General features: G+C 64.2%; 16 protein-coding genes. 10 read left to right on the forward strand and 6 right to left on the reverse strand.

The window, feature by feature from the left end:
- Window positions 1–128: 128 nt before the first annotated feature.
- Window positions 129–770: a ribosome hibernation-promoting factor, HPF/YfiA family gene (hpf, locus tag DL240_RS10975; RefSeq protein WP_111729938.1), complete on the reverse strand. Its 642-nt coding sequence runs from the start codon at window positions 768–770 to the stop codon at window positions 129–131.
- Between the two features lie 196 nt (window positions 771–966).
- The gene (gene rpoN, locus DL240_RS10980) at window positions 967–2412 is read right to left on the reverse strand and encodes an RNA polymerase factor sigma-54 (protein WP_111729939.1); all 1446 of its coding nucleotides are present in this window, start codon (window positions 2410–2412) and stop codon (window positions 967–969) included.
- A 427-nt stretch (window positions 2413–2839) separates the two neighbouring features.
- Between rpoN and DL240_RS10985 the strand changes: the two genes are divergently transcribed.
- Both DL240_RS10985 and DL240_RS10990 read left to right on the forward strand, forming a co-directional pair.
- Complete coding sequence (locus DL240_RS10985) at window positions 2840–5002, forward strand: DUF7282 domain-containing protein (RefSeq protein WP_111729940.1); 2163 nt, start codon at window positions 2840–2842, stop codon at window positions 5000–5002.
- A 139-nt stretch (window positions 5003–5141) separates the two neighbouring features.
- Complete coding sequence (locus DL240_RS10990; protein ID WP_111729941.1) at window positions 5142–5642, forward strand: hypothetical protein; 501 nt, start codon at window positions 5142–5144, stop codon at window positions 5640–5642.
- A gap of 78 nt (window positions 5643–5720) precedes the next feature.
- Here the strand turns inward: DL240_RS10990 and DL240_RS10995 are convergent, their stop codons facing one another.
- Window positions 5721–6671 carry a YihY/virulence factor BrkB family protein gene (locus tag DL240_RS10995; protein ID WP_158542494.1) on the reverse strand — a complete coding sequence of 317 codons (951 nt, stop codon included), beginning with the start codon at window positions 6669–6671 and terminating at the stop codon, window positions 5721–5723.
- A gap of 339 nt (window positions 6672–7010) precedes the next feature.
- Here DL240_RS10995 and DL240_RS11000 point away from each other — a divergent pair, with 339 nt between their 5' ends.
- From DL240_RS11000 to DL240_RS20715, 6 genes are all read left to right on the forward strand, one after another.
- Window positions 7011–7532, forward strand: coding sequence for a hypothetical protein (locus DL240_RS11000; protein ID WP_146618246.1), 522 nt, complete (start codon window positions 7011–7013; stop codon window positions 7530–7532).
- Between the two features lie 164 nt (window positions 7533–7696).
- On the forward strand, window positions 7697–8701 hold the full coding sequence (locus DL240_RS11005; protein ID WP_111729944.1) for a polyprenyl synthetase family protein: 1005 nt from the start codon (window positions 7697–7699) through the stop codon (window positions 8699–8701).
- Complete coding sequence (locus DL240_RS11010) at window positions 8698–9237, forward strand: GbsR/MarR family transcriptional regulator (protein ID WP_111729945.1); 540 nt, start codon at window positions 8698–8700, stop codon at window positions 9235–9237. The genes DL240_RS11005 and DL240_RS11010 overlap by 4 nt, the downstream gene beginning before the upstream one ends.
- Before the next feature lie 219 nt (window positions 9238–9456).
- The gene (locus DL240_RS11015; protein ID WP_111729946.1) at window positions 9457–10473 is read left to right on the forward strand and encodes an AAA family ATPase; all 1017 of its coding nucleotides are present in this window, start codon (window positions 9457–9459) and stop codon (window positions 10471–10473) included.
- A 54-nt stretch (window positions 10474–10527) separates the two neighbouring features.
- Window positions 10528–11424, forward strand: a complete 897-nt coding sequence (locus DL240_RS11020; RefSeq protein ID WP_111729947.1) for a DUF58 domain-containing protein — start codon at window positions 10528–10530, stop codon at window positions 11422–11424.
- The gene (locus DL240_RS20715; RefSeq protein WP_111729948.1) at window positions 11421–13568 is read left to right on the forward strand and encodes a BatA domain-containing protein; all 2148 of its coding nucleotides are present in this window, start codon (window positions 11421–11423) and stop codon (window positions 13566–13568) included. The genes DL240_RS11020 and DL240_RS20715 overlap by 4 nt, the downstream gene beginning before the upstream one ends.
- Before the next feature lie 7 nt (window positions 13569–13575).
- On the opposite strand, the gene DL240_RS11030 is transcribed toward DL240_RS20715, so the two are convergent.
- Window positions 13576–15081: a hypothetical protein gene (locus DL240_RS11030; protein ID WP_146618247.1), complete on the reverse strand. Its 1506-nt coding sequence runs from the start codon at window positions 15079–15081 to the stop codon at window positions 13576–13578.
- 292 nt (window positions 15082–15373) lie between these two features.
- On the opposite strand from DL240_RS11030, the gene DL240_RS11035 reads away from it, so the two are divergent.
- A complete protein-coding gene (locus DL240_RS11035) occupies window positions 15374–17038 on the forward strand; it encodes a DUF4397 domain-containing protein (RefSeq protein WP_111729950.1) in 1665 nt (554 codons plus the stop codon).
- Between the two features lie 69 nt (window positions 17039–17107).
- On the opposite strand, the gene DL240_RS11040 is transcribed toward DL240_RS11035, so the two are convergent.
- Window positions 17108–19618, reverse strand: a complete 2511-nt coding sequence (locus tag DL240_RS11040; protein WP_158542495.1) for a biosynthetic peptidoglycan transglycosylase — start codon at window positions 19616–19618, stop codon at window positions 17108–17110.
- Window positions 19619–19979: 361 nt separating this feature from the next.
- On the opposite strand from DL240_RS11040, the gene DL240_RS11045 reads away from it, so the two are divergent.
- Window positions 19980–20294: a hypothetical protein gene (locus DL240_RS11045; protein WP_111729952.1), complete on the forward strand. Its 315-nt coding sequence runs from the start codon at window positions 19980–19982 to the stop codon at window positions 20292–20294.
- Between the two features lie 19 nt (window positions 20295–20313).
- Here DL240_RS11045 and DL240_RS11050 read toward each other — a convergent pair whose 3' ends face one another.
- The gene (locus DL240_RS11050) at window positions 20314–23853 is read right to left on the reverse strand and encodes a serine/threonine-protein kinase (protein WP_158542496.1); all 3540 of its coding nucleotides are present in this window, start codon (window positions 23851–23853) and stop codon (window positions 20314–20316) included.
- Between the last annotated feature and the right edge of the window lie 17 nt (window positions 23854–23870).

Below are 23870 nucleotides of genomic sequence, written 5' to 3' on the forward strand. Positions count from 1 at the left end.
CGCGCGCACATCGCCGCCGCGCTCATCATCGATTCGTGCGCCACGCTAAAACACCACCCCAAAAAAGAGAACCCCCGCGACCACGTGGGCCGAGGGGGCTCTCCAAAACTACCTTAATCGCAGGGGGATCAGGTCTCGATCACGCCCACGTTCTGGTCGTCGCGCTTGTACACCACGTTGATCGCCTGCGTCTCCGCGTTGGTGAACACGAAGAACTGACGATCCTCCAACAGATCCAGCTGCAGCACCGCCTCATCAATGCTCATGGGCTTGGCCTCATAGAGCTTGTTGCGCAACACCGTCACCCGGCCCGACGGCGTGTTAACCGTCTCGACTTCCGGCGAGGCCTCTTCGACCACCGCCGGCTCCGGGTAAAGCTCGTAATCTTCGGCGAACTCGCTGTCCACCTCGGCGCCGGCCTCCGCGGCGATCGGCGCCACAACCGCCATCTTAAACATCTTGGCCTGCCCGGCGGTGGGCTTGTGATCACGCAGACGATCCTTATGTCGACGCAGCTGCTTCTCGATCTTATCCAGCGCCAGATCGATCGAGCTGTACATATCCTCGCTGCGTTCCGCCCCCTTCACCGTTAGATTCTTGATCTGCAGCGTAAAGTCGGCGATGTGCCAGAACTTCTCGACGGTCATCACAACCGATGCGTCGATCTTGCCCTGAACATACTTATCGCAGATTCGCTCCAACTTAGCCGTGGCGTAGTTGCGCAGCGATGCCGACGAATCCATGTTCCGGAAGGAAACGTTTGCGTTCATGAAGGACTCCTTCTTCGGGTAAGTGATACTGCAATCAAGAATGAGCCGGGGCCTACCTCACGCGTCAACTCCGCTCGCTATGCCCTTGCTCGAAGGTCCAGCATAGTCCGAAACCCCGAACCCTACCAACCCTATTCGCACCATCTTGTGCATCGAAGAAGCCCCGCGGCGGCGCCGCCCCTTGAGCAGGCGCACCTCAAAAGAGCTGCTTGCGCTTGGAACTCGACAAAATCCCCATCATCTCCCGGTACTTGGCCACGGTGCGTCGGGCGATATCGACGTCATCCTCTTTGAGCAGCGCCACAATCCGGGCGTCACTCAGCGGCTTGCGGGGATCTTCCTGCGAGATGATGTCGCGGATCTTGGCTTTCACCGCCTCGCTGGCCAGGTCCTCACCGCCCAGGTTGGTGATCGAGGAATTGAAAAAGTACTTCAGCTCAAACACCCCGCGCGGCGTGTGCACGTACTTTGAGCTCGTCACCCGGCTCACCGTGGACTCGTGCATCCCGATGTCCTCGGCCACATCGCGCAGCACCAGCGGCTTGAGATGCTCAACGCCCTTCTCAAAAAAGTCGCGCTGAAACTTGATGATGCTCTCGGTGACTTTGACGATGGTGTTCTGCCGTTGATGGATGCTCCGAATCAACCACAGCGCCCCGCGCAGCTTCTCCTGAATGTAGTCTTTAACCTCGTCGCGCTCCCCTTCGGCTTTTTTGCGCGCGAGCTCCTGACGATAAAAATTGGATATCCGCAACTTCGGCAGCCCATCCTCGTTGAGCACCGGGACCCACTCCCCGTCGAGCTTCCGAATATAAATATCCGGCGTGATGTAACGCGGCTCCACATCGGAGTACGCTCGCCCCGGGCGCGGCTCATACGTGGACAGAACCTTAGCCGCCTCCAGCACCTCGGCCTGAGTGACATGCTGTGCCCGGGCGATCTTGCCGTAGCTCTTGCGCTCCAGATCCGGGATATGCTCCTCGATGATGGTGTGTAAGAGCTTAAAGTCCGGGTGATGCAGACGCGCCTGAATCAGCAGGCACTCCCGAAGATCGCGCGCAGCCACCCCCACCGGATCAAAGGTCTGAATCAACGCCAGAATCGCCTCTACCCGATCCACCTCGGTCCCGGCCTCCTGGGCGATCTCCTCCAGACTTACCGAGGTCAAAAAACCGGCCTCGTTGAGATTGCCAATCAACAACGCGCCCACAAACTCATCTTCCGGGGCCAGATCCGCCAGGCGCAGCTGCTCCATCAAATGGTCGACCAACGACTCACTGGTCGAGAGCGTCTGCTCCACCCCGGGAAGCTCTTCCCCCCGCATCCCCGTGTAGTGGTTGCCCGGCCCCTCCGAGCCATCGAACTTCTCGGCATAGGCCTCCCAGTCCACCTCCCCCATATCCCGCTCATCGGCGCGAACCTCGGCCAACTCCTCCTGGCGCTGAGACTCTTGCTCCACCGGGCCCTCCGACTCATAGGGCTCCGGAATCTCCTCAAGCACCGGATTCTCGACCATCTCCTGACGCACCTCGGCGATCAGCTCCATGCGCGAGAGCTGCAAGAGCTTAATGGCCTGCTGCAACTGCGGGGTCATCCGCAGCTGCTGCGTCATCTTCACCTGTTGGCGCAGCTCCATCGCCATAGTCACTCTCCTGAGGCTCGAACAGCAATTATGGAGCGCTCTCTTCGGTCACGGCATCAACACTGCCCGCGAACCTTTTTAGTAGACCTGAATACCAGGCCCACCGGGCGCTCTCTCCATCCACATATGCTAGGAAAACGTGGCCCAGAATGCAAGCTCACGGATTCTTGGTACATCTTTTGCTTAAAAATACCCACATTACCTCCTTCACGAAGCATTCCCTCCTGAAATTTCCTTAAAACGTCTGGACTTCGCCCAACGATCACGGGCAATTAGAAACCCAGTTTTACTAAGCCACCTTGTGCGCTTCGCCGCCCCGCCCCCCCAGACGATGACCCTGATTGCATCCGCCCGGGCCTCTTCTTCCCCCTGCTGTAACGGAGATGACATGGAAACCAGGCACCTTCTCCGCCGATTGACTCCTCTGTTGTTTACTACCGCGCTTGTGGCCTGCGGATACGACGAAATCCCCCTCTTTAATGAGCCTGAGAACCTGCTGATCATCGAAGATCAGAGCCCCCCCTTAGCCACCGAGATTCAGATCTCCCGGGTCATCGCCGAGAGTGCCGGCTTCATCACGATTCATGACGCCGACGCCGACGGCACACCCGCGAACCTCCTGGGCACCCTTCCCGTCGACGCGGGCAGCGCCACCGACCTCACCGTCGAGCTCACCCGCCATCTGGTCGACCAGGAACTCCTCCTGGGAAGCCTCTACCTCAGCGACTCCGACCCCGAGTCCTTTGAGCCCGACGATCACCAGGTCGCCACCTCTCAGGGCGAACCACTTCAGGTGGCATTCACCGTAAGCCTGGAGGCCATCGCAATCACCCCGGCGCTCGACGTCGAAAATCAGATGGTCGATCCCCCCTACGAAGTCCTCATCTCACAGGTCGCCACCACCGAACCCGCCTGGCTGGTGATCCGCACCGACAACGAGGGCCAGCCCGGCGATGTGATCGGCAGCGCCTTACTCGCTCGCGGCATCTACCAGAATATGCGCGTCGCGCTCCATCGCGACGCCTTCGATCAGGAGCGCCTCCACGCCTCGCTCCATATCGACGCCCGCGCCGACGATGCGTTCGATCCGGCCTCAGACCTCCCGGTTGCCATCAATAACACTCCCCTGGAGCGCGCCTTTACCGTCGCCCTGCCCGAACGTGACCCGGCGGCCACCCTCACCGTCCAGGATCAGTCCGTCGACCTCAACAACGCCAGCCGCATCGTCATCGCCTCGGCCGAACTCATCGGGACCGCGGGCTGGCTCGTGATCTACAACGACAATGGGGGCCGGCCCGGCACCGTGCTCGCCAGCAAACTTCTGGACGCCGGCGTCCATCAGAATGTGGCGTTCGAACTCAACGAAGCTCTCACCGACGACACCACTCTCTACGCCCGCATCCACCAGGAGAATCCCGCCGACGGCAACTTCACCTACGACGGCCAGAACGGCGAAGACCCGGTCGTCATGGTCGATCAAAAACCGGTAGTTGCCCGGTTCAGCGTCACCCCCATCGACCCAAACACCCCCGCGATCATCGTCCGCGACCAGATCCTGGAGAGCCGCCCCCTCAACCAGATCCACATCGACGCCGTCGTCTACAACCAGCCGGGCCACCTGGTAGTTTTCGATCACAACGATGCCTTCCTGGGCACCCTTGAGTTGGGCGCCGAACCCGCCATCAAGTCCAACCTCACCCTCACTCTGAGCCGGGACATCGAGGGGATTGAATCGCTACGCGCCAGGCTCTACACCGACACCACCGCCGGCGACGCCTTCGACCGCGATCAGGATCCGCAGGTGACCGATGCCAACGGAGCCCCGGTGGAGGCGTCATTCACGGTCGACCTCCTCACCATGGCCCTGGAGACCCGAGACCTCCTCCTCGATCAGGTCTCCACCGAAGTGCGCATCGACCTCGTCCACGCGCGCCAGGACCTCACCCTGGAGATCGTCGCCGAAGACGACGACACGAAGCTCCTGGCCGAAGCCTCCCTGGACTACGGCATCCATGAAGACATCGCTCTGACCCTGGATCGCCCGCTTCTCGATGGCGAACGCCTGGTCGCGCAGCTCTTCATCCAAAATAACGAAGGCGTGCGCGTGCCGGCCCGCGACCCAAGTGGCGCCCCGCTCCGCGCCACCTTCGAGGTCAGCGTGCCCCCCGGCACCCCGGCCATCTTTCTGACCTTGAGCACCAGCGGCTCAAACTACCGCGTCACCCGGGTCCTCCCGGCAGGCTACGCCCACATCATCGACGGCGGCTACCAGGCCTCAGACCCCACCCTCACGCTCTACAAAGGCTGGCGCTACGGCATCAACAACACCGTCTTCGCCGACAACCCCTTAGAGTTTGGCAAACGCGTCGCGATCTCGTTTACCAGCCTCCTCTCCCAACGCGGCGACGGCGCCTACGATGGCGACTCCCGGGTCAACCGTCGGGTCGATGGCCAGCGCATCTGGTTCACGCTCAGCGACGACCTCGTCAACGCCGGCCTCAACCGCTACCGCTCCGCCACGGTTGGTTTTGGCATCGGGAGGCGCGGTGACCTTCGTATCAGCGACGCCCCAGGCCTGCGCCAGCGCTGAGGCTTAACCCTGACCCACTCGCCACCCACCCGGGCGGCGAGTGCGGCAAAGCCCCCACCTGGTGGGGGCTTTTTTCGTTTGGACACCTGCTCCCGCTTCGCTATCCTGTGGCCTGATCTTCATATCCCGGGAGCCCTCCATGAAGCCGTTCCGACTGCCAGCCATTTTACTGCTCTCCCTCGCGACTCTGGCGTGTCAGGAGCCCGAGCGGATCCGAGATATCAACACCGGATTTCCCGGCGGCTCCGGACTTCCGGCCACAAGCTCTCCCGGCAACCGTGACACCGGCGCGGATGCCGAAGCCGACGCATCCACGGATGCGTCGGCGGACACCGACACCACCGCCGACGCGGGCTGCAACCTCATCCCTGAGCAAGGCCCCACCCCTCACCAGCTCCCCTGTTGCTTCACCGATCAGGACTGCCACCGCACCGGTGTCTTCAACGCCAGCGCCATGCGCTGCTACGCAAGCTCCTGCAGTGAAGGCGGCGAGGGCGTCTGCCGGGTGCCCCCGGAGCAGGAGCAGGACTGCTGGACTCAGGCCGATTGCCCGGACAACCATCGCTGCATCGACGCCTTCATCGGCACCTGCGACTCCCCGCTTAGCAACGAAGTCCCCGGCGTCTGCCAGCCCCTCTGAGCCGCGTTCAACGTAGCGCGAGCCACCCGCGCTCTAAAACGCCCCCTCCTCAGCCTCGTGTTTCTCCGGGCTCGGGGCTCATCCCTCGGAGTCCCGACGCCGCCGGCGCGTACGCACCCGCCGACGCTTGCTCTCCCGCGTCTTCTTCGGCCGCGGAGGCTCCATCTTCTGCACCTTCGAGGGGTTCTCATACCAGGCCACCCCGGCCCGATCGGCCCGATCGAGCTCGGCGATCACCTGCGCCCCCAGCAACAGAATCACCGAGGCCACCTCCATGGAGAGGAGCACGATAATCACCGTGGCCAGCGACCCGTAGATCACGTTCACCAGCGAGATGCTCGTGAAGTACCAGACCATAATATGGCGTACGATCTCCCAGAGTACCGCCGCGGTCAGCCCCCCGATCAGCGCTCGCCGATACGAGATAAAGGGCAGCGGCAGCACCCGGTAAATCGCCCCGAAAAGCAGCGTCAGCCCCACCACCCCCGAGACATAGAGCGCCACGCTGGTCGCCGTATCCAGGCTGAACTCCCAGCCCACCAGGGGCAGCTCGAAGACCTCCCGTGGAATCGCATCGATCGCCGCCGTCACCGCGGTCAACGCCGTGATCGCGATCCCCATCACGCAGATAAAGAGGTAGGGCATCAGCACCGAAACCCACACCGAGCGCCGGGTCGGCTCCTCGGGCTGATCGAAGATCACGTTGAGCGCATTCTCCAGCACCCGAAAGGCAATCGAGCTGAAGAACAGCAGCACCAACAGCCCCACCACCCCGATGACCTCTTTCTGGGCCAGAAAGCCCTCCAGCGCTCGTACCAGCGCCTGGGCCTGCCCCGGGGCCACCAGCCCCAGCTCGACCTGAATCGTCGAGAGCAGAAGCCCCTCATCGATGAAGCTCGAAAAAAAGACCGCGATCAATGCAAAGAGCGGCACCACCGATAGCAGGGTGTTGTAGGAGACCGCTCCGGCCAGAATCAGCCCGTTTTTCTCGCCAAAAAAACGCACCAGCACACGCAGCGCAAAGCGCACCGTATGCCCGGGTACCCCGGGAAGGCCCCGGATCCAGCTGGCGATTTTCGAATTCAGTACGCGTCCTTCGTCGGTCAGGCATAGGAGAGTGACTCGCCGCTCAAGCCGGCATCGTCCCCTCGCCTCATAGCGCGATTGAAGCGCGCTGTCAGCATGTTCGCCTCCCCGACCGCAAACGCGCAAGAGACTTCCTGACCGCGCCCCTCCAGCCGCAGGCCAGGCCTTGTTCGGGCCCGACGCGTTATGCTAGCATCCTCTCCTAATCGATTCTCTGAGGGGCTCCGGCGCCTGTTCCTGGTGTCCGCCATCATTTTTATGGCGAGCAACAAGGGTAGTCTGATGTTTACGTACATACTCAAGACACTGGAGCGTCATCTGCTCAGCCCGGCACGACGCCTGTTTATCTACGAGCAGCTCGACACGATCGCCCGGGAGCACCAACTTCGCGCTCTGCATACCCGCATCGAAAAGGCCCGCCTGCTCGACTCCCTCAACGTCGATCGCTCCACCCGTTGGCGTCTGTGGAATCGCATGGAGCGCACCCACCCCGGACTGATCCTGCGTGCGCTGACCACCGAAGAGCTGCGCGAGGGATCGGAGCGCGGTCAGCAAGAACTTCTCACCCTGGTCTACTTCATCATTCACTCCCCGACGCTGGAGCAGCCCGAGCTGCGCACGCGCCTGCTCAATCCGCTTCTCCAACAGATGCGCCGCCTGGAGCATTACGCCGAGCGCGCGCCCACCCCCGCCGGGGCCGATGAGCCCACACAAAAGAACGCCCGCCCCTCAAAAAACGCCTCCCGGTCATCCAGACCCGCCAGAAAACCCGCTCTGACCCCGGGACCCTCCTCCCTGCACTAAAACGCTGACCGGCTCCGCTCTGTGGTGAGCACATCCACTCTCGCCCGGCAAACTTCCCCGGAGCAGCATCGAGAGTGCCCTTTTCGGTTGCACAAAGTTCAAAGGTTCTTAAACTTCGCACGATTATTTAAGCGGACTCAAACCGCAACGCGAAGTGACCCTCCATGCCGCAAACCGCCACCAAGCCCCTCGCCAGCGACTTCCTCACGCACTTTGAACACGCCCTTGATCAGGCGCTCAAAGACCCACGTCACGCCGGAAAAGAACCGGCCGTGCTGCTGGAGGCCTGCCGCCACCTCTCCTTTGCCTCGGGCGCCAAACGCATGCGCCCGCTCCTCGTCGATCACTTCGGCGCGGCGCTCAACCTGCCGCGAGAGGCCCGCATCGCCCTGGCGATCACCTCCGAACTCATCCACACCGCCAGCCTCCTCCACGACGATGTCGTCGACGAGGGCACCACGCGCCGCGGACTCCCCACCGCCAACGCCCAGTGGAACAACTCGGTGGCAGTACTCGGCGGCGATCTGATGCTCTGCATCGCCCTGGAGCAGCTCTACGACTTCCCCCGCGAAGTCACCTTTGAGGCGGTGACCCTGGTCGCCGAGATGACTCGCGCGGCCATGCGCGAGGTCGATGCTCGTCATGACTCCAGCTGGGGCCTGGATGAATGGGCCGCCATCGCCCACGGAAAAACCGGCGCCCTGCTGGCCTTCTGCGGCACCGCCTCGGCCCGGGTGGCCGGCCGCTCCGAACTCATCGAGCGTCTGGGCCTCTGCGGCCACCACCTGGGACTGGCCTTCCAGATCACCGACGATCTCATCGACGTGGTCGGCCATCCCATCGACATCGGCAAAGATCGCCTGGCTGACCTGCGCAACCGCAACCCTTCCTACCCCATCGCCCTGGCTCGCAGCTCCAACGCCGACTTCGCCCGCGCGCTGGAGCAGCTCTGGCAGCGCGACGACCTGGCCGAAGAAGACGTCCAGCGCTTTGGCGCCTGGATCGTCGAGCTGGGCTGCGCACAACAGACCCTGGCCACCGTCGAAGACCATCTCGATCGGGCCATGGACGCACTCGGTGAGTTTCAGCACGGCCCCGGCGGCGAACATATCGCCCAGTGGGCCACTCAGCTCCGGACCCAGGCTCGCTGGAGTCTGGAGAAACGATGAAGGGCTACAACTACCGCACCTCCGACAACCCTCCGACCACCTCGCTCCCGCTGTGGGAGGCGCTGGTCACCGATGCGGTAGGCGACGTCATCGAATTCTGGGGCTTTAAGCGCAACCACGGCCGGGTCTGGGCCCTGCTCTACCTGCGCCGCGTCCCCATGAACTCCTCCGAGATTCAGGATGCCCTGGAACTCTCCAAGGGGGCGGTCTCCATGATCACCCGGGACCTCGAACTGTGGAACGTGGTCCGAAGGGTGCGTCAGGCCTCCAGCTCCGCCTGGCACTTTGTTGCCGAGGTGGAGTTCATGCAGATGATCACCCAGGTCCTGGAGCAACGCGAAGGGCAGCTCATCTCCCGCGTGGCCACCGACCTCAAAGACGCCGGGCGCCTGGCCGCCGAACACCCGGATGTCGACGACGAGACCCTTGAGCGCATCGAACGCATGCGCCGCCTTGCTGCCATGATCCAGCAGGCTCTGGCGATCTTCGCCAAGACCGCCCGGCTCGACGTAAGCAACACCCGCGATCTGCTCTGAGCCCTGCGCGCCCCCCCGCCCAGAGAGGGCCGCGTACCTTGCGGGGAAGAGGGCCCCGCACCGGCCGGTGGTCAGGCCACACACCTTGCGCTATGAGTCTAAGGGAAGGAATGCATTGTCCCTGCGCGTTGTAAGGCACTCCTGGCGGCCCCTCGCCAGGGCGCCCGGCACCCTTTCGCCGTGACACACCGACCGACTGACCACTTGCGACGAGCACTCATGGCCACCGATCTCAACCCCGACGCCCTCGACCCCGCCCTCGACGACGAGCTCGCCGCGGTCGAACAGCTTGCCCAGGCCCGCGACGCCATCATCGCCCAGGTCCGAAAGCGTATCTTCGGACAGGATGAGCTCATTGAGCACCTGCTCATTGCCATCTTCGCCCGCGGCCACTGCCTGCTGATGGGGGTCCCCGGGCTGGCAAAGACCTACCTGATCGCCACCCTCTCCCAGGTGCTGGATCTGGACTTTAACCGCATCCAGTTCACCCCCGACCTGATGCCCGCCGACATCACCGGTACCGATATCCTGGAAGAAGATCAGGCCACCGGAAAGCGCGTCTTCAAGTTCTTGCAGGGCCCCGTCTTCACCAACCTGCTCCTGGCCGACGAGATCAACCGCACCCCGCCCAAGACCCAGGCCGCCCTCCTGCAGTCGATGGCCGAATACCGGGTCTCGGCAGGGGGCACCACCTACGAGCTGGATCTGCCCTTTCTGGTCTTTGCCACCCAGAACCCCATTGAGCAGGAAGGCACCTACCCCCTGCCCGAGGCTCAGCTCGACCGCTTTATGTTCCACCTCAAGGTCGACTACCCCGATCTCGAAGACGAACTGGCCATCGTCCGAAACACCACCACCAATCACAAACCACCCATTGAAAAGGTGCTCAACGCCGAGACCATCCTCCGCCTCCAGGAGCTGGTGCTCAAGGTCCCGGTCTCCGACGAGGTCGTGGCCTACGCCGTCAACCTGGTGCGCAAGACGCGCCCCAATGACCCCAGCGCTCCCGAGGTGGTTCAGCGCTACGTCAGCTTCGGGGCCGGCCCGCGCGCCGGTCAGGCGATCATCCTGGCCGGCAAAGCCCGCGCCCTCCTCGATGGCCGCCTCACCGTGTCCACCGAAGACATCGACTACCTGGCCCCCTCGATCCTTCGCCACCGCCTGCTGACCAACTTCCAGGCCGAGGCCCAGGGGCTGACCCCCGAGAAGATCATCGCCCAGATCGTGGCCGGCTGAGCGCGGCATCGGCTCTCCTCCCACGACTCACTCCCCCCGGATGGGCTCCGCTCCATGGTTGACGCGTTACGACAAACCTACCTGAACCCCGCCACCCTCGATCAGCTCGGCGACATGCACGTGCGTGCTCGCCAGCTGGCCCAGGGGGTGATCGCCGGTCTGCACCGCTCGCCACACCGCGGCGGCTCGGTGGAGTTCTCCGAGTACACCGAGTACTCCGCCGGTCAGGAACTGCGCCGGGTCGACTGGAAGGTCTACGGCAAAAGCGACAAATACTACGTCAAACAATTCGAAGATGAGACCAACCTTCAGGCCTTCCTGCTGATGGACGGCTCCGGCTCCATGGCCTTTCAGAGCGAACTGGGCCCGCTGAGCAAGCTCGATCACGCCCGCTACGTGGCCGCCACCCTGGCCTACCTTTTCATCCGACAGGGCGACGCCGTCGGCGCGCTGGGCTTTGCCGAAACCCCCGGGGCGTTTTTGCCGGCGGCCTCCCGCGGCAAGCACCTCGACGACATCTTCTACCTGCTCGACAACCTCCCGGCCTCCGGCCCGACCGCCCTGGACGCCAGCCTGCGCCAGATCGCCGAACGCGCCCGCCGACGCAGCCTGGTACTCATCTTCAGCGACCTCCTCGACGCCAGCGAGCGCACCGAAGAGCTGCTGCGAGTGCTCGCCAGCCGCAACTTCGATGTCGCCGTCTTCCAGGTGCTCGACCCCGCCGAACTCTCCCTGCCCTACGAAGGTTTAAGCCTCTTCGAGGGCCTGGAAGACGATGGCGAACTCCTGGCCGATCCCGACGACCTGCGAGACCGCTACATCCAGACGATGCGCGCCCATAATCAACGCCTCGAAGAGCTCTGCACCGGCGCCAACATCGCCTACCTGCGCTACGACACCACCCGGCCCATTGAGCGCGTCTGTCAGGACTTCTTAAGGGGGCGCGGATGAACTTCGTCCAACCTCTCTTTCTGGTGGGGCTGCTGGCCGCGGCGCTTCCGCTGCTTATCCACCTTTTTAATCGCCGCAAGGCCGTGCGCCGCCCCTTCCCGGCGCTGCGTCTGCTCCAGGCCTCCCACCAGCGCAGCGCGCGCAGCATCAAGGTGCGCCAGCGCGTCTTGCTGGCGCTGCGCATGGCCGCCGTCGCCGCCCTGGCCCTGGCCCTGGCCAAACCCTTCTTCCTGAGTTCCTCCGGCATGACCGCCGAGGAGCGCATGCCCACCGCCGTGGCCCTGGTCATCGAAGATGGTCTGGCCATGCAACACGAGGGCTGGATGAAACGGGCTCGCGAACAGGCCTCGGAGCTCGTCGACGACCTCCGCCCCTGGGATCAGGTCGTGCTGGTGCGCAGCAGCGGCCCCGACGAGGAACGCCTCACCGAAGATCACGGCCAGGTGAGCGAGCAGCTCGACGAGCTGCGCGCCTCCGACAACCCCGGCGATCTGGGCCACGCGCTCAGCCGCGCCTCCACGCTGCTCTCGGGCTCACAGCTGCCCAACCGCCGCCTGGTGGTCATCGGCTCACTCACCGAAGGAGCCTTTGCCCAAGACCCGGCTGAACTCGACATTGTTCACCCCCTCCAGCTCTTCTCCGTGCGTGATGAGGGCGACGAGCCCACCCCCAATCTGGCCATCACCGGGGTGCGCTACGAACAGGAAGGCAGCGGCGAACAGGGCGCCTGGAACATCACCGCCACCATTGCCAACTTCGGCCCCGACGACGCCACCGACGTGCAGGCCCAGCTGCGGGTGGGAGACTCGGTGGTCGGCGGCCAGCAGCTCTCGGTGCCCGCCGGCCAGGAGACCCGCGTGGCGTTCATGCACCGCCTGAGCGAACCCGCACTCACCGCCGCCCGGGTCGAATTGATCGACGCCGACGAACTCGCCGCCGACAACACCTGGCACTTTTTCATCCGCCCCCGCGAGCACGTGCGCGCGCTCCTGATCAACGGCAGCCCCAGCAACATCCCCTACGACGATGAACTCTTCTTTTTGACCCGGGCGCTACGCCCGGGGCTCACCTCCGAGAGCGCCATCGCTCCGACCACCGGGGCCCCGGAGCGCCTGGAGCGCGACGACCTCAACACCTTTGACGTCGTCGTGCTCGCCAACGTCGCCCGCCTCAACGCCACGCAGGCCGAGCGCCTCCGCACCTACGTCGAAGAAGGCGGCGGACTCTTCATCGCCATGGGAAATCAGGTCGACGTAGAGGCCTACAACCATCAGCTCGGCGAGCTCCTGCCACGCCCGCTTCGCGGCCTTAAACGCCTGGCCGAGCGCGATGATCCCGACGCGCCGATCAAGATCACTCGCCTGGGGCAGACGCGCCGCCAACACCCGATTTTCCGCGTCTTTAACCTCCCCGGCGGCAGCGCCATGCAGTCGGTGCAGGTCTACAGCTACATGCTCCTCGACCCGGCCCCGGCCGGCCAGCAAACCACGCTGGCCCTGGCCTACCAGGACAACGCCCCGGCGCTCCTGGAGCGCCAGGTCGGCCAGGGCCGGGTGCTCCTCTGGACCACCACCCTGGACCGCGAATGGACCGACCTCCCGGTGCGCACGGCCTACCTCCCGCTGATGCGTCGCTCGCTCACGCACCTGGCGCGCCGGGCCAGCTCCCTCCACGACACCGAACGATGGGTCGGAGCCCCCTTCAGCGTCGAGGTCGGCGATCTCGTACGCGAGCGTGCCATCGCCGTGGGCCCCGGCGGCGCCCGACAGGTCGCCGAACCCATCGACGGCGACATCACCCTGCTCGCGGAGCGCCCGGGCACCTACCTGCTCTATGCCGACGAAGCCTCGGAGGCCGGCCTGATCGAAGGACTGAGTTTTGCGGCCAACCTCGACCGCCGCGCCTCGCGCCTGACCCCGGTCCCCGACGCGGTCACCGCCGCCTGGCAAACCGACGCCGAGGGCCGCCCGCACAGCGCCAGCGCTCCCGAGGCCCGACGCCGGGTCAACCTGTGGAGCTGGCTGCTCTTTTTTGTGACCATGGCCCTTTTGGCCGAGAGCGTGCTCGGCGCGCGCCGCAGCGTGCTCATCGACGTGGGACGACGCATCCTGCGGGGCCGCTCAGGCCACACCTCACAGACCTGATACCGCCCTAAGTCGTCGAATCCACGCGGGATGCGGCCTCCATCGCCTCGATCAGGGCTCCTGCGCGCTTCACAAGCTCACCAAGCACCTCACCCTGTTCATCGAGGGTGAGCCCCGGGCTAAAGCCCTCAAAGGTGTCCCGGAGCTCCACAATGCGCCAGGCAAAGTCCGGGAAGTTCCGCCTTTGAATCACCTCCAACTCGTCGATCCCCCGCTTCCAGGCGACCCAGACCAGGGTCGCCTCCTCGATCGGCAGCGCATCCTCAGGACGCTCCACCCCGGGCGTCTCCTCCTCCTCCCCGGAGGACTCCCGGCCCGCGGCGGTCGATACGCCCGCCCCCCCCTCGACCTCGTCCTCAACCTCGTCCTCAACCTCGTCTTCGACGCGGCTCTCGGACGCGATGCCCGAGGAGCTTGAGGTGCCCGATGAGCCCGATGAGCCCGAAGCCTGGGCCGCCACGCCCCCGGCCACCGCGCTCAACTGGAGCGCCTCCAGGGCAAGCACCAGCGCCGACGTCGCCGCCCAGGCAAACCCGGCCGCATCCGCCCCCACCGCGGCCGCTTCCGGGCTTCCCCCCATCGCGCTGAGCGCCTCCCCCGGACTCAAATCTTCGAGATCTTCCAGCTCTTCGAGCGCCTCCCGGCCTTCGATATCTTCCAGCTCTTCGAGACGTTCGGCCCGCTCCTCCTCCTGAGCACTCCCGGTGCCCTCCGCGGCGGCAACCTCGCCATCCGGGGCCTCTACCTCACCCTCCCCGAGGCGTTCGCTCTCCAATGCCTGACGCTCCCGCTCCAGCTCCTCCTCCCGCGCCAGCACCTCCAGCTCGCGCTCCTCCTCCAGGGCCAGCGCCTCCAGCTCCAGCTCCTCCTCCAACGCCTCCAACTCCGCGGCGTTGAGCTCTCCCTCCGCATAGAGCGCCTCATCCTCCAGATCGATGCCCTCCTCAGCGGCCAACGCCTCCAACGTCTCCAGATCGTCGACGCCCTCCTCGTCAATCAACCGCTGAATCGCCTCGGCACCCTCGCCCGGCGCCTCCTCGTCAGGCGCGGCACCGGCCACCTCCTCATCGCGGCGTGCCGCCAGAACCGCCCGCGGCGACCGCTCACCGGCCGACTCCGCTGAAACCGAGGTTTCCTCCCTTGTCGCAAGCCTTGCCCGGGGGGCTTCGCTACTCTCCACGGCCTGCCCGGCGGCCTCGGTCAAACGCGCGATGCGTTCAGGGTCCACATTGCCACTCTCAGGAGGCGCCGGGGAGTCCGGACGTTGCTCCGCGTCCTGAAGTGCACGCGTCGAGGACTCCGGGCTCGCCACCTCGGCCTTCTCGCTCTCCCGGGCCCGCTGCGCCGCCGGCGAATCCTCCTCGCCAGGCCACGCCTGCGGCCCGGAACCGTGGGGAGGAGACTCACGATCGCTGCGACCGACCACCACCAGCACCAGCAGGAGCACCAGCGCCACCACTGCCGCCCAGCCGATCCACGTCTTTGAGCGAGGAGTTCGTCGTCGACTGACCATCGCACACCTCCAGGCTGGCCCTCGGTCACATCACCGATGGGATCCATCCCTAAAGATACGCACCCGAGATACGCCGGGGCGATTTGCCCTCGTCCACGCAGTGCCTACCATCCGGCGACACCCGTCGTAGAACCTCGCAGGTCTCGCAGCCTCCGCGGGCACCTGCACTCTTTGAAACGCATTGAACCCGGTGGGGGCGTGCACGTCGTCTGTGGTGGTCGCGCATCAACTCAATGTCGAGTTGAAGTCGTCAACCTCACCCTGAGCCTCTTTTTCCAAGGAAGGAGCACTCATGGCACCTCAGACCAACCGCCTTTCGCCTCACTGGCCCCTTGCCCCTCGCCTGTTAACCGCGCTCTTCTGCGCGTTTCTGATGTTCGGCGGCGCCTGCACCTGCGACGATGACGATGATCCCGACGACGGCAAGGAGCTCGACGCCGGCGCCGACGTCAGCGATGCCGATGTCGATGAAGGCGACGCCGACGTCGACGTCGACGTCGACGAGACTGATACCGCCGATGCCGACGCCGATGAGGGCGACACCGACGTCGGCGAGCCCGTGGAGATCCCGGAAGGGCAGTCCCGCATTCAGCTCATTCACAATGCCGCCGATCCGGACGCCGCGACGGTGGATGTCTATCTCAACGGAACTCTTTTCCTGGACGACTTCGAGTTCCGCACGACCACCCCCTTTGTCGACGTGGATGCTGGCGAAGACCAGACGATCGCCGTGGCTCCCGCCGACTCCACCAGCGATGCCGATGCCCTCGCTAGCTTCAGTTCGGTGAGCCTGCCCGAAGGGGAGCGCACCCTTGTGGTGATCTCGGGCGTACTCGTCACTGGAGACTTCACCGCGAACCCGGACGGGGAAGACACCGGACTCTCGCTCTATACCTTCTCCGATGCCCGGGAGCGCTCCAGCGACCCGAACTTCGACCAGCTGGTCATCTTCCACGGAACCACCGATCAGCCCGCCATTGACCTCGTGTTACCAGACGGCAGCGACGTCCTCACCGACCAGGTGTATGGCGAGTTCTCCGACACCTACCTGGCCTTGCCTCCCGGCGTATTGGCCTTTGACCTCAACGACAGCGACAGCGGCGATCGCATCGGGTCCTACCAGACCCCCGACCTTGTGGGCGGACGGGCCTATGTGGTGATCGCCAGCGGCTTTGCAGACAGCGCTCAGAACTCCGAGGCGGCCTTCGAAGTGCTTCTCTTTCCCTCGCGCTATGGCGGCAATCGCAGCACGGGCACCCCGCTCGAAAAAGCGGCCCGTCTGCAGCTGATTCATAACGCGCCGGACCCGGACGCCGCCTCGGCAGACCTCTACCTGGACGAGGAATTGACCTATCCGGCCGTCGCCTTCCGCGAGGCCACCACCTTCCGCACCGTCGCGGCCGGCCAGGACATCGAGCTCACGGTCACGCCGGCCGGAGACGCCGGCAGCGAAGTCCTCACCAGCACGCTGAATCTGGGCACCGGTCAAAGCGCCGTGGCCGTAATCGGCGGACTGGTCACCCCCGGCGACTTCTCGGCCAACCCCGATGGCGAGGACACCGCGTTGCGCGTCTTTTTGCGCTCCGATGCCCGAGAGGAGTCCGCCGACCCGACAGGCGTGGATCTGCTCTTCTTTCACGGTGTCCCCGACGCCCTCTCAGTCGCCGTCGTCGTCGACGAAGATGGCACCCCGACCACGCTTAGCGAGTCTCTGACCTATGGCGAGTTCGATGGCTACGTAGCCGTGGCAGCAGCCGCCATCGAGGCTCAAATCACCCCGGCCGCCGACACCTCCACCGCCCTCGCCACCTTCGATCTCCCGCTGGATACCCTGGCGGGCCAGGCGGTGACCGTACTCGCCAGTGGTCTGCTGGCCCCGCCCGAAGATGGTGAGAGCCTCGCGGTTCTGGTGGTGAGCGCCGATGGCACGCTCACGGTACTTGATCCCCTGGAGTAACCCCGGATCGCCAAAAGCCAGGCCGGGCGCAAAGCGCCCGGCCTGGCTTTTAGGAGTGCCGATGGTGACTCAATGCGTCAGCGGCACCCACCCGGTCTCGGCGGGAATCTCACCCGCCTCCTGCTCTTCAAAACTCATCTCACCAGGCGCATCACGCGCATCTTCTCGCAACACGTCGGCGCAGGCGCGTGCCCCCTCCGGCGCGCTCTCATCGTCGGCACACACCGCCAACTGCACGCCCCCAAGCGAGCTTCGATTCACCTCATCGAGTGCCGCGTGATACTGCGGCCAGGTCAACTGCTCCAGAAAGCGCATATTCACCAGCACTCGCCGCATCTTATCCTGCCGACTTGAGGGCAAATACCCGGCCTTGACCATCGCTCCGTAATGCGCCGGTCCCGGCAGAATCGCCCCTAACATCGCGCTCTGAGACAGGGTGAGCTGATCCGGATCACGCTCAAAGTAGTAACGCGACGCCTGGTAGAGCCCGTGAACGCCCGGCCCCCAATCGACAACATTGATATAGAGCTCCAGGATCTTCTCTTTGCTCAGCTCACTCTCCATCCGCCAGGTCAAAAAAGCCTCCTGGAGCTTGCGTGAGATGGTGCGATCATGAGTCAGAAAAAGGTTCTTGGCCAACTGCTGCGTGATGGTGCTTCCACCGCGCTCCAGTGCCCCCTCGCGCAGGTTATGGACCATCGCCATGCGCAGCCCCACCCAGTCCAGCCCCTCGTGCTGCAAAAATGTGGCGTCTTCCGCAGAGAGCAGCGCGGCGGGAACATGGTCCGGGAGTCGCGCCAGCCGCGCCCAGTGGTCCGGGTTCATCTGGCGGGCCGGATGAGCGTCGGAATCAAAGAAGGCACTCTCCTGCTCGCCCTCCGGAACATCGGCGCCGGCAGCGCGCATCGCACTCCAGCGCAGTGAATCCTTCACCGCGACATCGCCACTAAACCCCACGTCGAGCATCAGGCTTTCAGGGTAGGCGCTATGACCGGAGGTCCCCAGCTTCACACCGAAGCGACCGCTCATCTTAGTCTGGGCCAAAATCCCGGTCATCGCGTCGGGCAGCTCCGAGAGCACCTGGCTGGCGTCAAGGTCCTCACCGGCAAGCGTCCACCCAAAGGAAAACCCGCGTCCGGCATCGATCACATGACCCGACCAGCGCACCGGGTCGAGCGCTCCCAACTTCAGGCGGCCTTGCCCCACGCTGAGCGCTCGCGACGCCACATCAAAGGTCAACCCCAGCCCCATCTCCAGCCTGTCAAACACCAGCGTATCACTGGCGAGAAAAGGCGCTTCCACCCGCAGGTCGCTGACACCAAGTTCCCCGTTGAGGTCGGCAATACGCTGCGCCAGATCGAGTTCCCCGTGAAGCGTGCCTTCCAGCCGAGCACGGGTCACCCGTGACGATCCGGGCACCGGCCAGGGCGTGGTGCCATCCCAGGTAAACTCATGAAACCAGGCATTGATCCCGACCATCGCGCTGGGAAGATGCCATTGCGCCTCCACATTGAGATGGCCGCCCTCACCATCGAGCACCTCCGCCTGGAGACCGATTCCCGGCACATCGGCCCGGTAGCTCATGGCCACGTCACGCAGCCCGTAAGTCTTTTGCGCCCCTTCCACCTGCGCCCCCTCGGCATGCCAGCTCAGGGTGGGCCCTCGCCGCTCCAGGGTAGAACGTTCGGCTCGAAGCACCGCGTCTGCCCGCTCATTGACTCGCGCTTCCAGCCCCCGCAGCGTCACCAACATCGGGGCATCACTGCGGCCCGCGCTCTCCAGGAGACCTTCCAACTCCAGGTCCACGCGCTCCACCTTCAACGCTCCTGCCGGGGCGTGAAAGAGTTCCGGAAGATCGATCGCGCTACTTATCACGCTCAGGGTGCGGTCGTGCCCCTGCAGTCCGAAGCGCTGCCCCGCCACCCGGCCTTCCCCACGAAGCGATGCAATGCGTCGCCCGGGCACATCCAGCGTGATGCGCCCGGCATCTAACTCCACCGGTCCAATGCCCTGCTGCAGCCTCACCGGCCCTCCCGACCAGCTCACCTCCAGCTCCGAAGCCACAAAACGTTCCAGCGCTCCCACCTTTTCCCCCGAACCCGACGTTGAGACGCCGGGGCGGACCGAAGCCTCAAGCGACCGATCTATCTCGTCCTGCACCGGCGGCTTCAGCTCAACTTGAGGGACACGGACAACCCCGAACTCAAACGCCCCCAGCTCCATCCGGCCAAGTTTTGGTACGCCGCTCCGCAGCGTTTCGCCCCAATCCAGATAGAGGTCAACCCGCTCCAGCGACGTCTCAACGCGCTGTCCGCCACGGACCAGCCCCACCTGCACCTGATAGGCCCGCACCCCGGTCCACCCCGCTGGTCCCAGCGCGGCAACCTCCAGGTCTACCCCTTGCTGACGTGCCACTCGCGCAATCTTCGGAGCGATCAGCCGCCCAAGCACCGTCGGTGAACGCGCGAGTTCCCACAGAACTCCACACAAGACTCCGAAGAGCGCCAACAGGACCAGTGCCACGCTGATTCGGCGAGCCCCCTGGCGGCGCTCTTTCCCCTCCGTCTTCAACGCTCGCATGTCGGTTTGTATGTCGTTGGACTCCCCGTTCATACCGCCGGTTATAAGGCACGATGCCCCTCGGCGTCCAAAAATTTAGCGGGCCTTTCTTGCGGCTTACCGGCGCTACCGATCGCGTAAGTCCCTGAATAAAGCTTGATCTTTGGTCTCGGTCTCAAGATACTTACAACTTGTCACGTCCAAAGCAGGGTGGAAGCCTGGTTCCGATCTCTCAGGTCATCGTGTCCGCCGACGTGTCTGGCCGGCCATGTACTATGAGACGTTTGGCCGACGTCTCTTCCGACTTTTAACTCAGGGATTGGGTTGAAGATTAGCATCAAAAAGCGATGCATATCTCTGCCCGTAGTAACGAGGTACTTGCATGGCCGACACACGTATTAAAGCGGAAGGAACTTACAGCGGTGTCTCCGACAAGAATATGAACACGTTTCGCGACGATGTACTCGCGGAGATGACCTCCAAAAACGTCAGTGGCTTTGCAGTTTTGAATGAAGGAAATGCCTGGATTCAGCTGGAGGGCGATGAGTTCGACGTCACCGACGTCTGCGATTTCATCAACAACTACGGTATTCTGACCACGTTCGCTACGACCTCACTGGTCTCCATTACCAGCCGGCAACTCAATGAGTGTTACCTCTACTACAAGAACCTGACTCCAGTAACCTCATTGCCATAAGTCCGGCGTAGGCACCGGCTCAAGGTGCTGAGGGCATGCGCTCTAACATCTGCCCCAGCGCCTTGAGCTGAGCCCATTCTTCCCAGCGCTCTCCATCGGCGTGGACCGCCCGCGACGCCGCCAACAGCAGGGCACGCGCGTCATCATCTCCCAGAAAATGGGTTTCCTCGATCAACCGGATCGCCTCGGCACTGAGACGCTCCACCCGAGTGCGATGCCGCTCACTGAGCGCACTGACCAGGCAGCCGAGCACCGCGTAGATCAACAGCTGCGGGCGGCGCTGGCGACGCAAGCTCACCGCGGCGCGCTCAAAATAGGACTTGGCCCCGTCGACATCATCTTCAGCCAGGAGCATCAGCCCCAGGTTGAGCATCACGGCCATGCCATTCTGACTGTTAATGCGATTAAAATAGTGAAGCGCACGAGCCAGATCCGCGCGAGCCCCGGCCACCTCTCCCCGCGTACGTTGAATATCGGCGCGAAGATTTAAGACCTCGGCCAGTCCGATGTATTGCTCGGCGAGCTCACAGATGGCGATCAACTCGTCGAGCTCTTCCAGCGTGGGCACATCGCCGTGGCGGTACCGTGCAAAGAGCACGTCGTAGCGTACATTGGCCAGGAGCACGAGATCTCCAGATGCCTCCGCCTGAACTAACGCTTCATCCAGGAAGACAAAGACCTCATCCCACTGCCCTCGACGAGCCAGCAGACGCGCCAGCGACTTGCAGGCAATCACATGAAAGCGCCGATCGCCGTCTTGCACGCGCCAGTACGCGATCGCCCCCCTCAGCAGGTCTTCAGCTTCCTCGGCGCGACTGCCAACACTGAGTTGCAGACCCGCGATCGAACGCGCTTGAGCCAACAACGCGGAATCTCCAAATGCCTCGGCCAACTCCACCGCCCGCAGCGCCCAGACCTGAGCCAGGCGCACATGATAGGTGGCCCCGAACATCCAGGCACGGTCGCAGGCCAGCTCCACCCGAAGACGAGCGAGTTCGGCATTGAGGGGATTCGCCACATCATCCAGGGCTTGCCAGGCCTGATCGAGCAGGTAAGCGTTATAGTGCTGCTCGCCACGCAGCCGGCGCACCTCACTGGCCTTCAGAAAGCGACGCACCGCCTCAGCCGTCTGCCCGGACTCCTTGAGCATCACCGCCGAACGCTCCAGCGCCCCTTCTTCGCCCGCATCGACCCGGGGAGTCAGTGCCTTCGCACAGGCGGCATGAAGTTTCTGCCAACGTCCGGCCCCTCGAAGATGAACGAGCAGCGCTTCGCGCAGCAGGCTCTGCGAGAACGCGAGCTGACCGGAGCCGGCATCCACCAGGTGCCGACGCACCAGCAGTCTCTCGACCACCTGCGGATTCCACTCAATACCAGCCGCAGCACAGGCACGTTTCCAGTCCAGCAGCCCGAAGCGCGCGCCCAGCGCCGCGGCTACCTCCAGGGCAATCATCTGCTCGGGGCCAGACTCATCAACGATGGCCAGCGCTGGCGCCAGCCACAGCGAGCCGGCGTCATCCAGTGCCCGCTCCTCGGGGCTGCCCTCAAAGCGAAACCCGTCCAGAGTCGGTGTGAGCAACCCACGCTCGATCCAACGCTCCACAAAGGTCATCGCCACCAGCGGATTGCCCGCGCAGCGTTCGGCGACCTCACCGGCCAATCCCGGCTCCAGGAAGAGAAGCTCTTCGATAAAGGTCATGGTCGCCGCGGCTCCTAGCGGCGAGATACTGAGTTCACGAAAAGCGCCACTCTGACGCAGGGTCGCCAGCGCACGAATATGTTCGGCACTCAGCGCCATCAGATCGTCCCGGGCGCTCATCACCACCAGGATCGGCGCGCGCTCATCCTCCACCTGATGAAGCAGCAACTCGACCCAGCCCAGAGCCGTAACGCCCCACTGCACATCCTGCAGTCGCACAATCAGCGGCCCGGCCTGGGCCAGACGCCGCAAGAAGGCGGCCAGGACGCTGTGTCGCTGTGCCTGACTGCTTAACCTCAGCCCCCCGCCCTCGCCCACGGGAGTTGGCGAGAGCATTTCCGTCATCGATTGCCACTCGTAGGGGTCCTCGCCGCCACTGGCGCGCACCACCGCTTCAAGACGCGTGGCGACCTCGGCGCGGCTCAGCCCCTCCAGGCCAAGGTAGGCGATCAACGACTCTCGCACCGCATCGGTCACTTCTCCGGCAGCGCGGTAACGCACATGCAGCGTGTTCGCCGAACCGACCTCCCGGGCGCGTTCGACCAGCCAGGCCGCCAGGTGATCCTTGCCCACCCCCGAGGCCCCCTGGAGTAGCACCGCCCGGGATACGCCGCCCTCGATCACCTCACGCAAGGTCGACCAGAGCTGCTCACATTCGACCTCTCGGCCGACCGTGGGCAGACGGCGCAACCCGAAGAGCCCCAGCCCGGCGCCGGCCACCCGAATGTTGGTGCTTCGTCGGGGGCGCTGCCAATCCTGCGGCAGTGAGGTAAAGCGCTGCTCAACAGCCGGTGCCTCGTTCACAGGCAACGCATTCATCAGCGGAGTCAGCGCATGAAAGGGCAACATCTGCACCGAGGCGTGCTCCTCACCGCCGCGCTGCTCGCCAGACGCCACATTGGCCTGCAAGATGGCCTGCCACTGACGCTGATTGATGCGCCGGGTCCCCTCTCGGGCACAGATTCGTCTTAACTCGCGCGCCGCAATCGCCGCCGACGCCCATCGCGCCGTGGCATCTTTGGCCAGCATTCGTTGCATCCAGCCATCAAGCCCCTCGGGTACCTCGAGACGGGAGCTGAGCCTGGGCACAGGCTGATCCAGATGGGCACGGGCGATCTGCATGACATTATCGCCCCCAAAAGGCACCTCGCCGCAGATCATCTCGTAGATCACGCACCCCAGAGCGTAGAGGTCGGTGGCCGGACCGTACTCGCGCCACTTCCCCAACAATTGCTCCGGCGCCATATACTGCGGGGTACCCGCCACACGCTTGCTCTGCACCGCGCCTTCATCGGGCTGCAACGCGTAGGCCAGGCCAAAGTCGGTAAGCAGTACCCCGGGCCAGCCTTCCTCGACGCGGTCGAGAAGCACGTTCTGAGGCTTGATATCTCGGTGAATCACACCACGGGCGTGGCTATGAGCCAGCGCGTCCAGAATCGCAAAGAGCACCAGTTCGACCACCGGCCAGGGCTGCGGCTTGTCCATGAGGCCGGCCAGGGTGCCAAAGCGGCCATACTCCATCACCAGATAGGGGCTCCCCTGGCGGAGTTTATCCGGCAGGCGGGCTTCGGCCCCGGCGTCGATGACGCCGTAGTCATACAGGCGAACAATGCCCGGATGCTCCAGCGCTGCCACACTGCGCACCTCATGACCGAACGCACGTTGGTAGGCGCTATCACCGGCTCGCTCCTGCAAGATCACCTTAATGGCGACCTCCAGCCCCTGCTCTTCGTGGTACCCCCGGTAGACCGCGCCCATCGCCCCTTCGCCGATGCGCTCAAAAAGGTCGAACTTGCCCAGACGCACCCCGGCCAACACGTCGGTCAAGTCCCCCGACGGTGAAGTCGTTGATAAGGTCATGCCAGCTTTCTCGAGGC

The sequence above is a fragment of the Lujinxingia litoralis genome (assembly GCF_003260125.1).
Taxonomy (GTDB): Bacteria; Myxococcota_A; Bradymonadia; order Bradymonadales; family Bradymonadaceae; genus Lujinxingia; species Lujinxingia litoralis.

What these genes read in the sequence shown, in the direction of transcription:
- DL240_RS10990 (WP_111729941.1), top strand. Translation starts at nt 5,142, where the DNA reads ATGAAGCCGTTCCGACTGCCAGCCATTTTACTGCTCTCCCTCGCGACT.
- DL240_RS11020 (WP_111729947.1), top strand. Translation starts at nt 10,528, where the DNA reads ATGGTTGACGCGTTACGACAAACCTACCTGAACCCCGCCACCCTCGAT.
- DL240_RS11000 (WP_146618246.1), top strand. Translation starts at nt 7,011, where the DNA reads ATGTTTACGTACATACTCAAGACACTGGAGCGTCATCTGCTCAGCCCG.
- DL240_RS11040 (WP_158542495.1), bottom strand. Translation starts at nt 19,618, where the DNA reads ATGCGAGCGTTGAAGACGGAGGGGAAAGAGCGCCGCCAGGGGGCTCGC.
- DL240_RS11010 (WP_111729945.1), top strand. Translation starts at nt 8,698, where the DNA reads ATGAAGGGCTACAACTACCGCACCTCCGACAACCCTCCGACCACCTCG.
- rpoN (WP_111729939.1), bottom strand. Translation starts at nt 2,412, where the DNA reads ATGGCGATGGAGCTGCGCCAACAGGTGAAGATGACGCAGCAGCTGCGG.
- hpf (WP_111729938.1), bottom strand. Translation starts at nt 770, where the DNA reads ATGAACGCAAACGTTTCCTTCCGGAACATGGATTCGTCGGCATCGCTG.
- DL240_RS11035 (WP_111729950.1), top strand. Translation starts at nt 15,374, where the DNA reads ATGGCACCTCAGACCAACCGCCTTTCGCCTCACTGGCCCCTTGCCCCT.
- DL240_RS11045 (WP_111729952.1), top strand. Translation starts at nt 19,980, where the DNA reads ATGGCCGACACACGTATTAAAGCGGAAGGAACTTACAGCGGTGTCTCC.
- DL240_RS11050 (WP_158542496.1), bottom strand. Translation starts at nt 23,853, where the DNA reads ATGACCTTATCAACGACTTCACCGTCGGGGGACTTGACCGACGTGTTG.
- DL240_RS20715 (WP_111729948.1), top strand. Translation starts at nt 11,421, where the DNA reads ATGAACTTCGTCCAACCTCTCTTTCTGGTGGGGCTGCTGGCCGCGGCG.
- DL240_RS11030 (WP_146618247.1), bottom strand. Translation starts at nt 15,081, where the DNA reads ATGGTCAGTCGACGACGAACTCCTCGCTCAAAGACGTGGATCGGCTGG.
- DL240_RS11015 (WP_111729946.1), top strand. Translation starts at nt 9,457, where the DNA reads ATGGCCACCGATCTCAACCCCGACGCCCTCGACCCCGCCCTCGACGAC.
- DL240_RS11005 (WP_111729944.1), top strand. Translation starts at nt 7,697, where the DNA reads ATGCCGCAAACCGCCACCAAGCCCCTCGCCAGCGACTTCCTCACGCAC.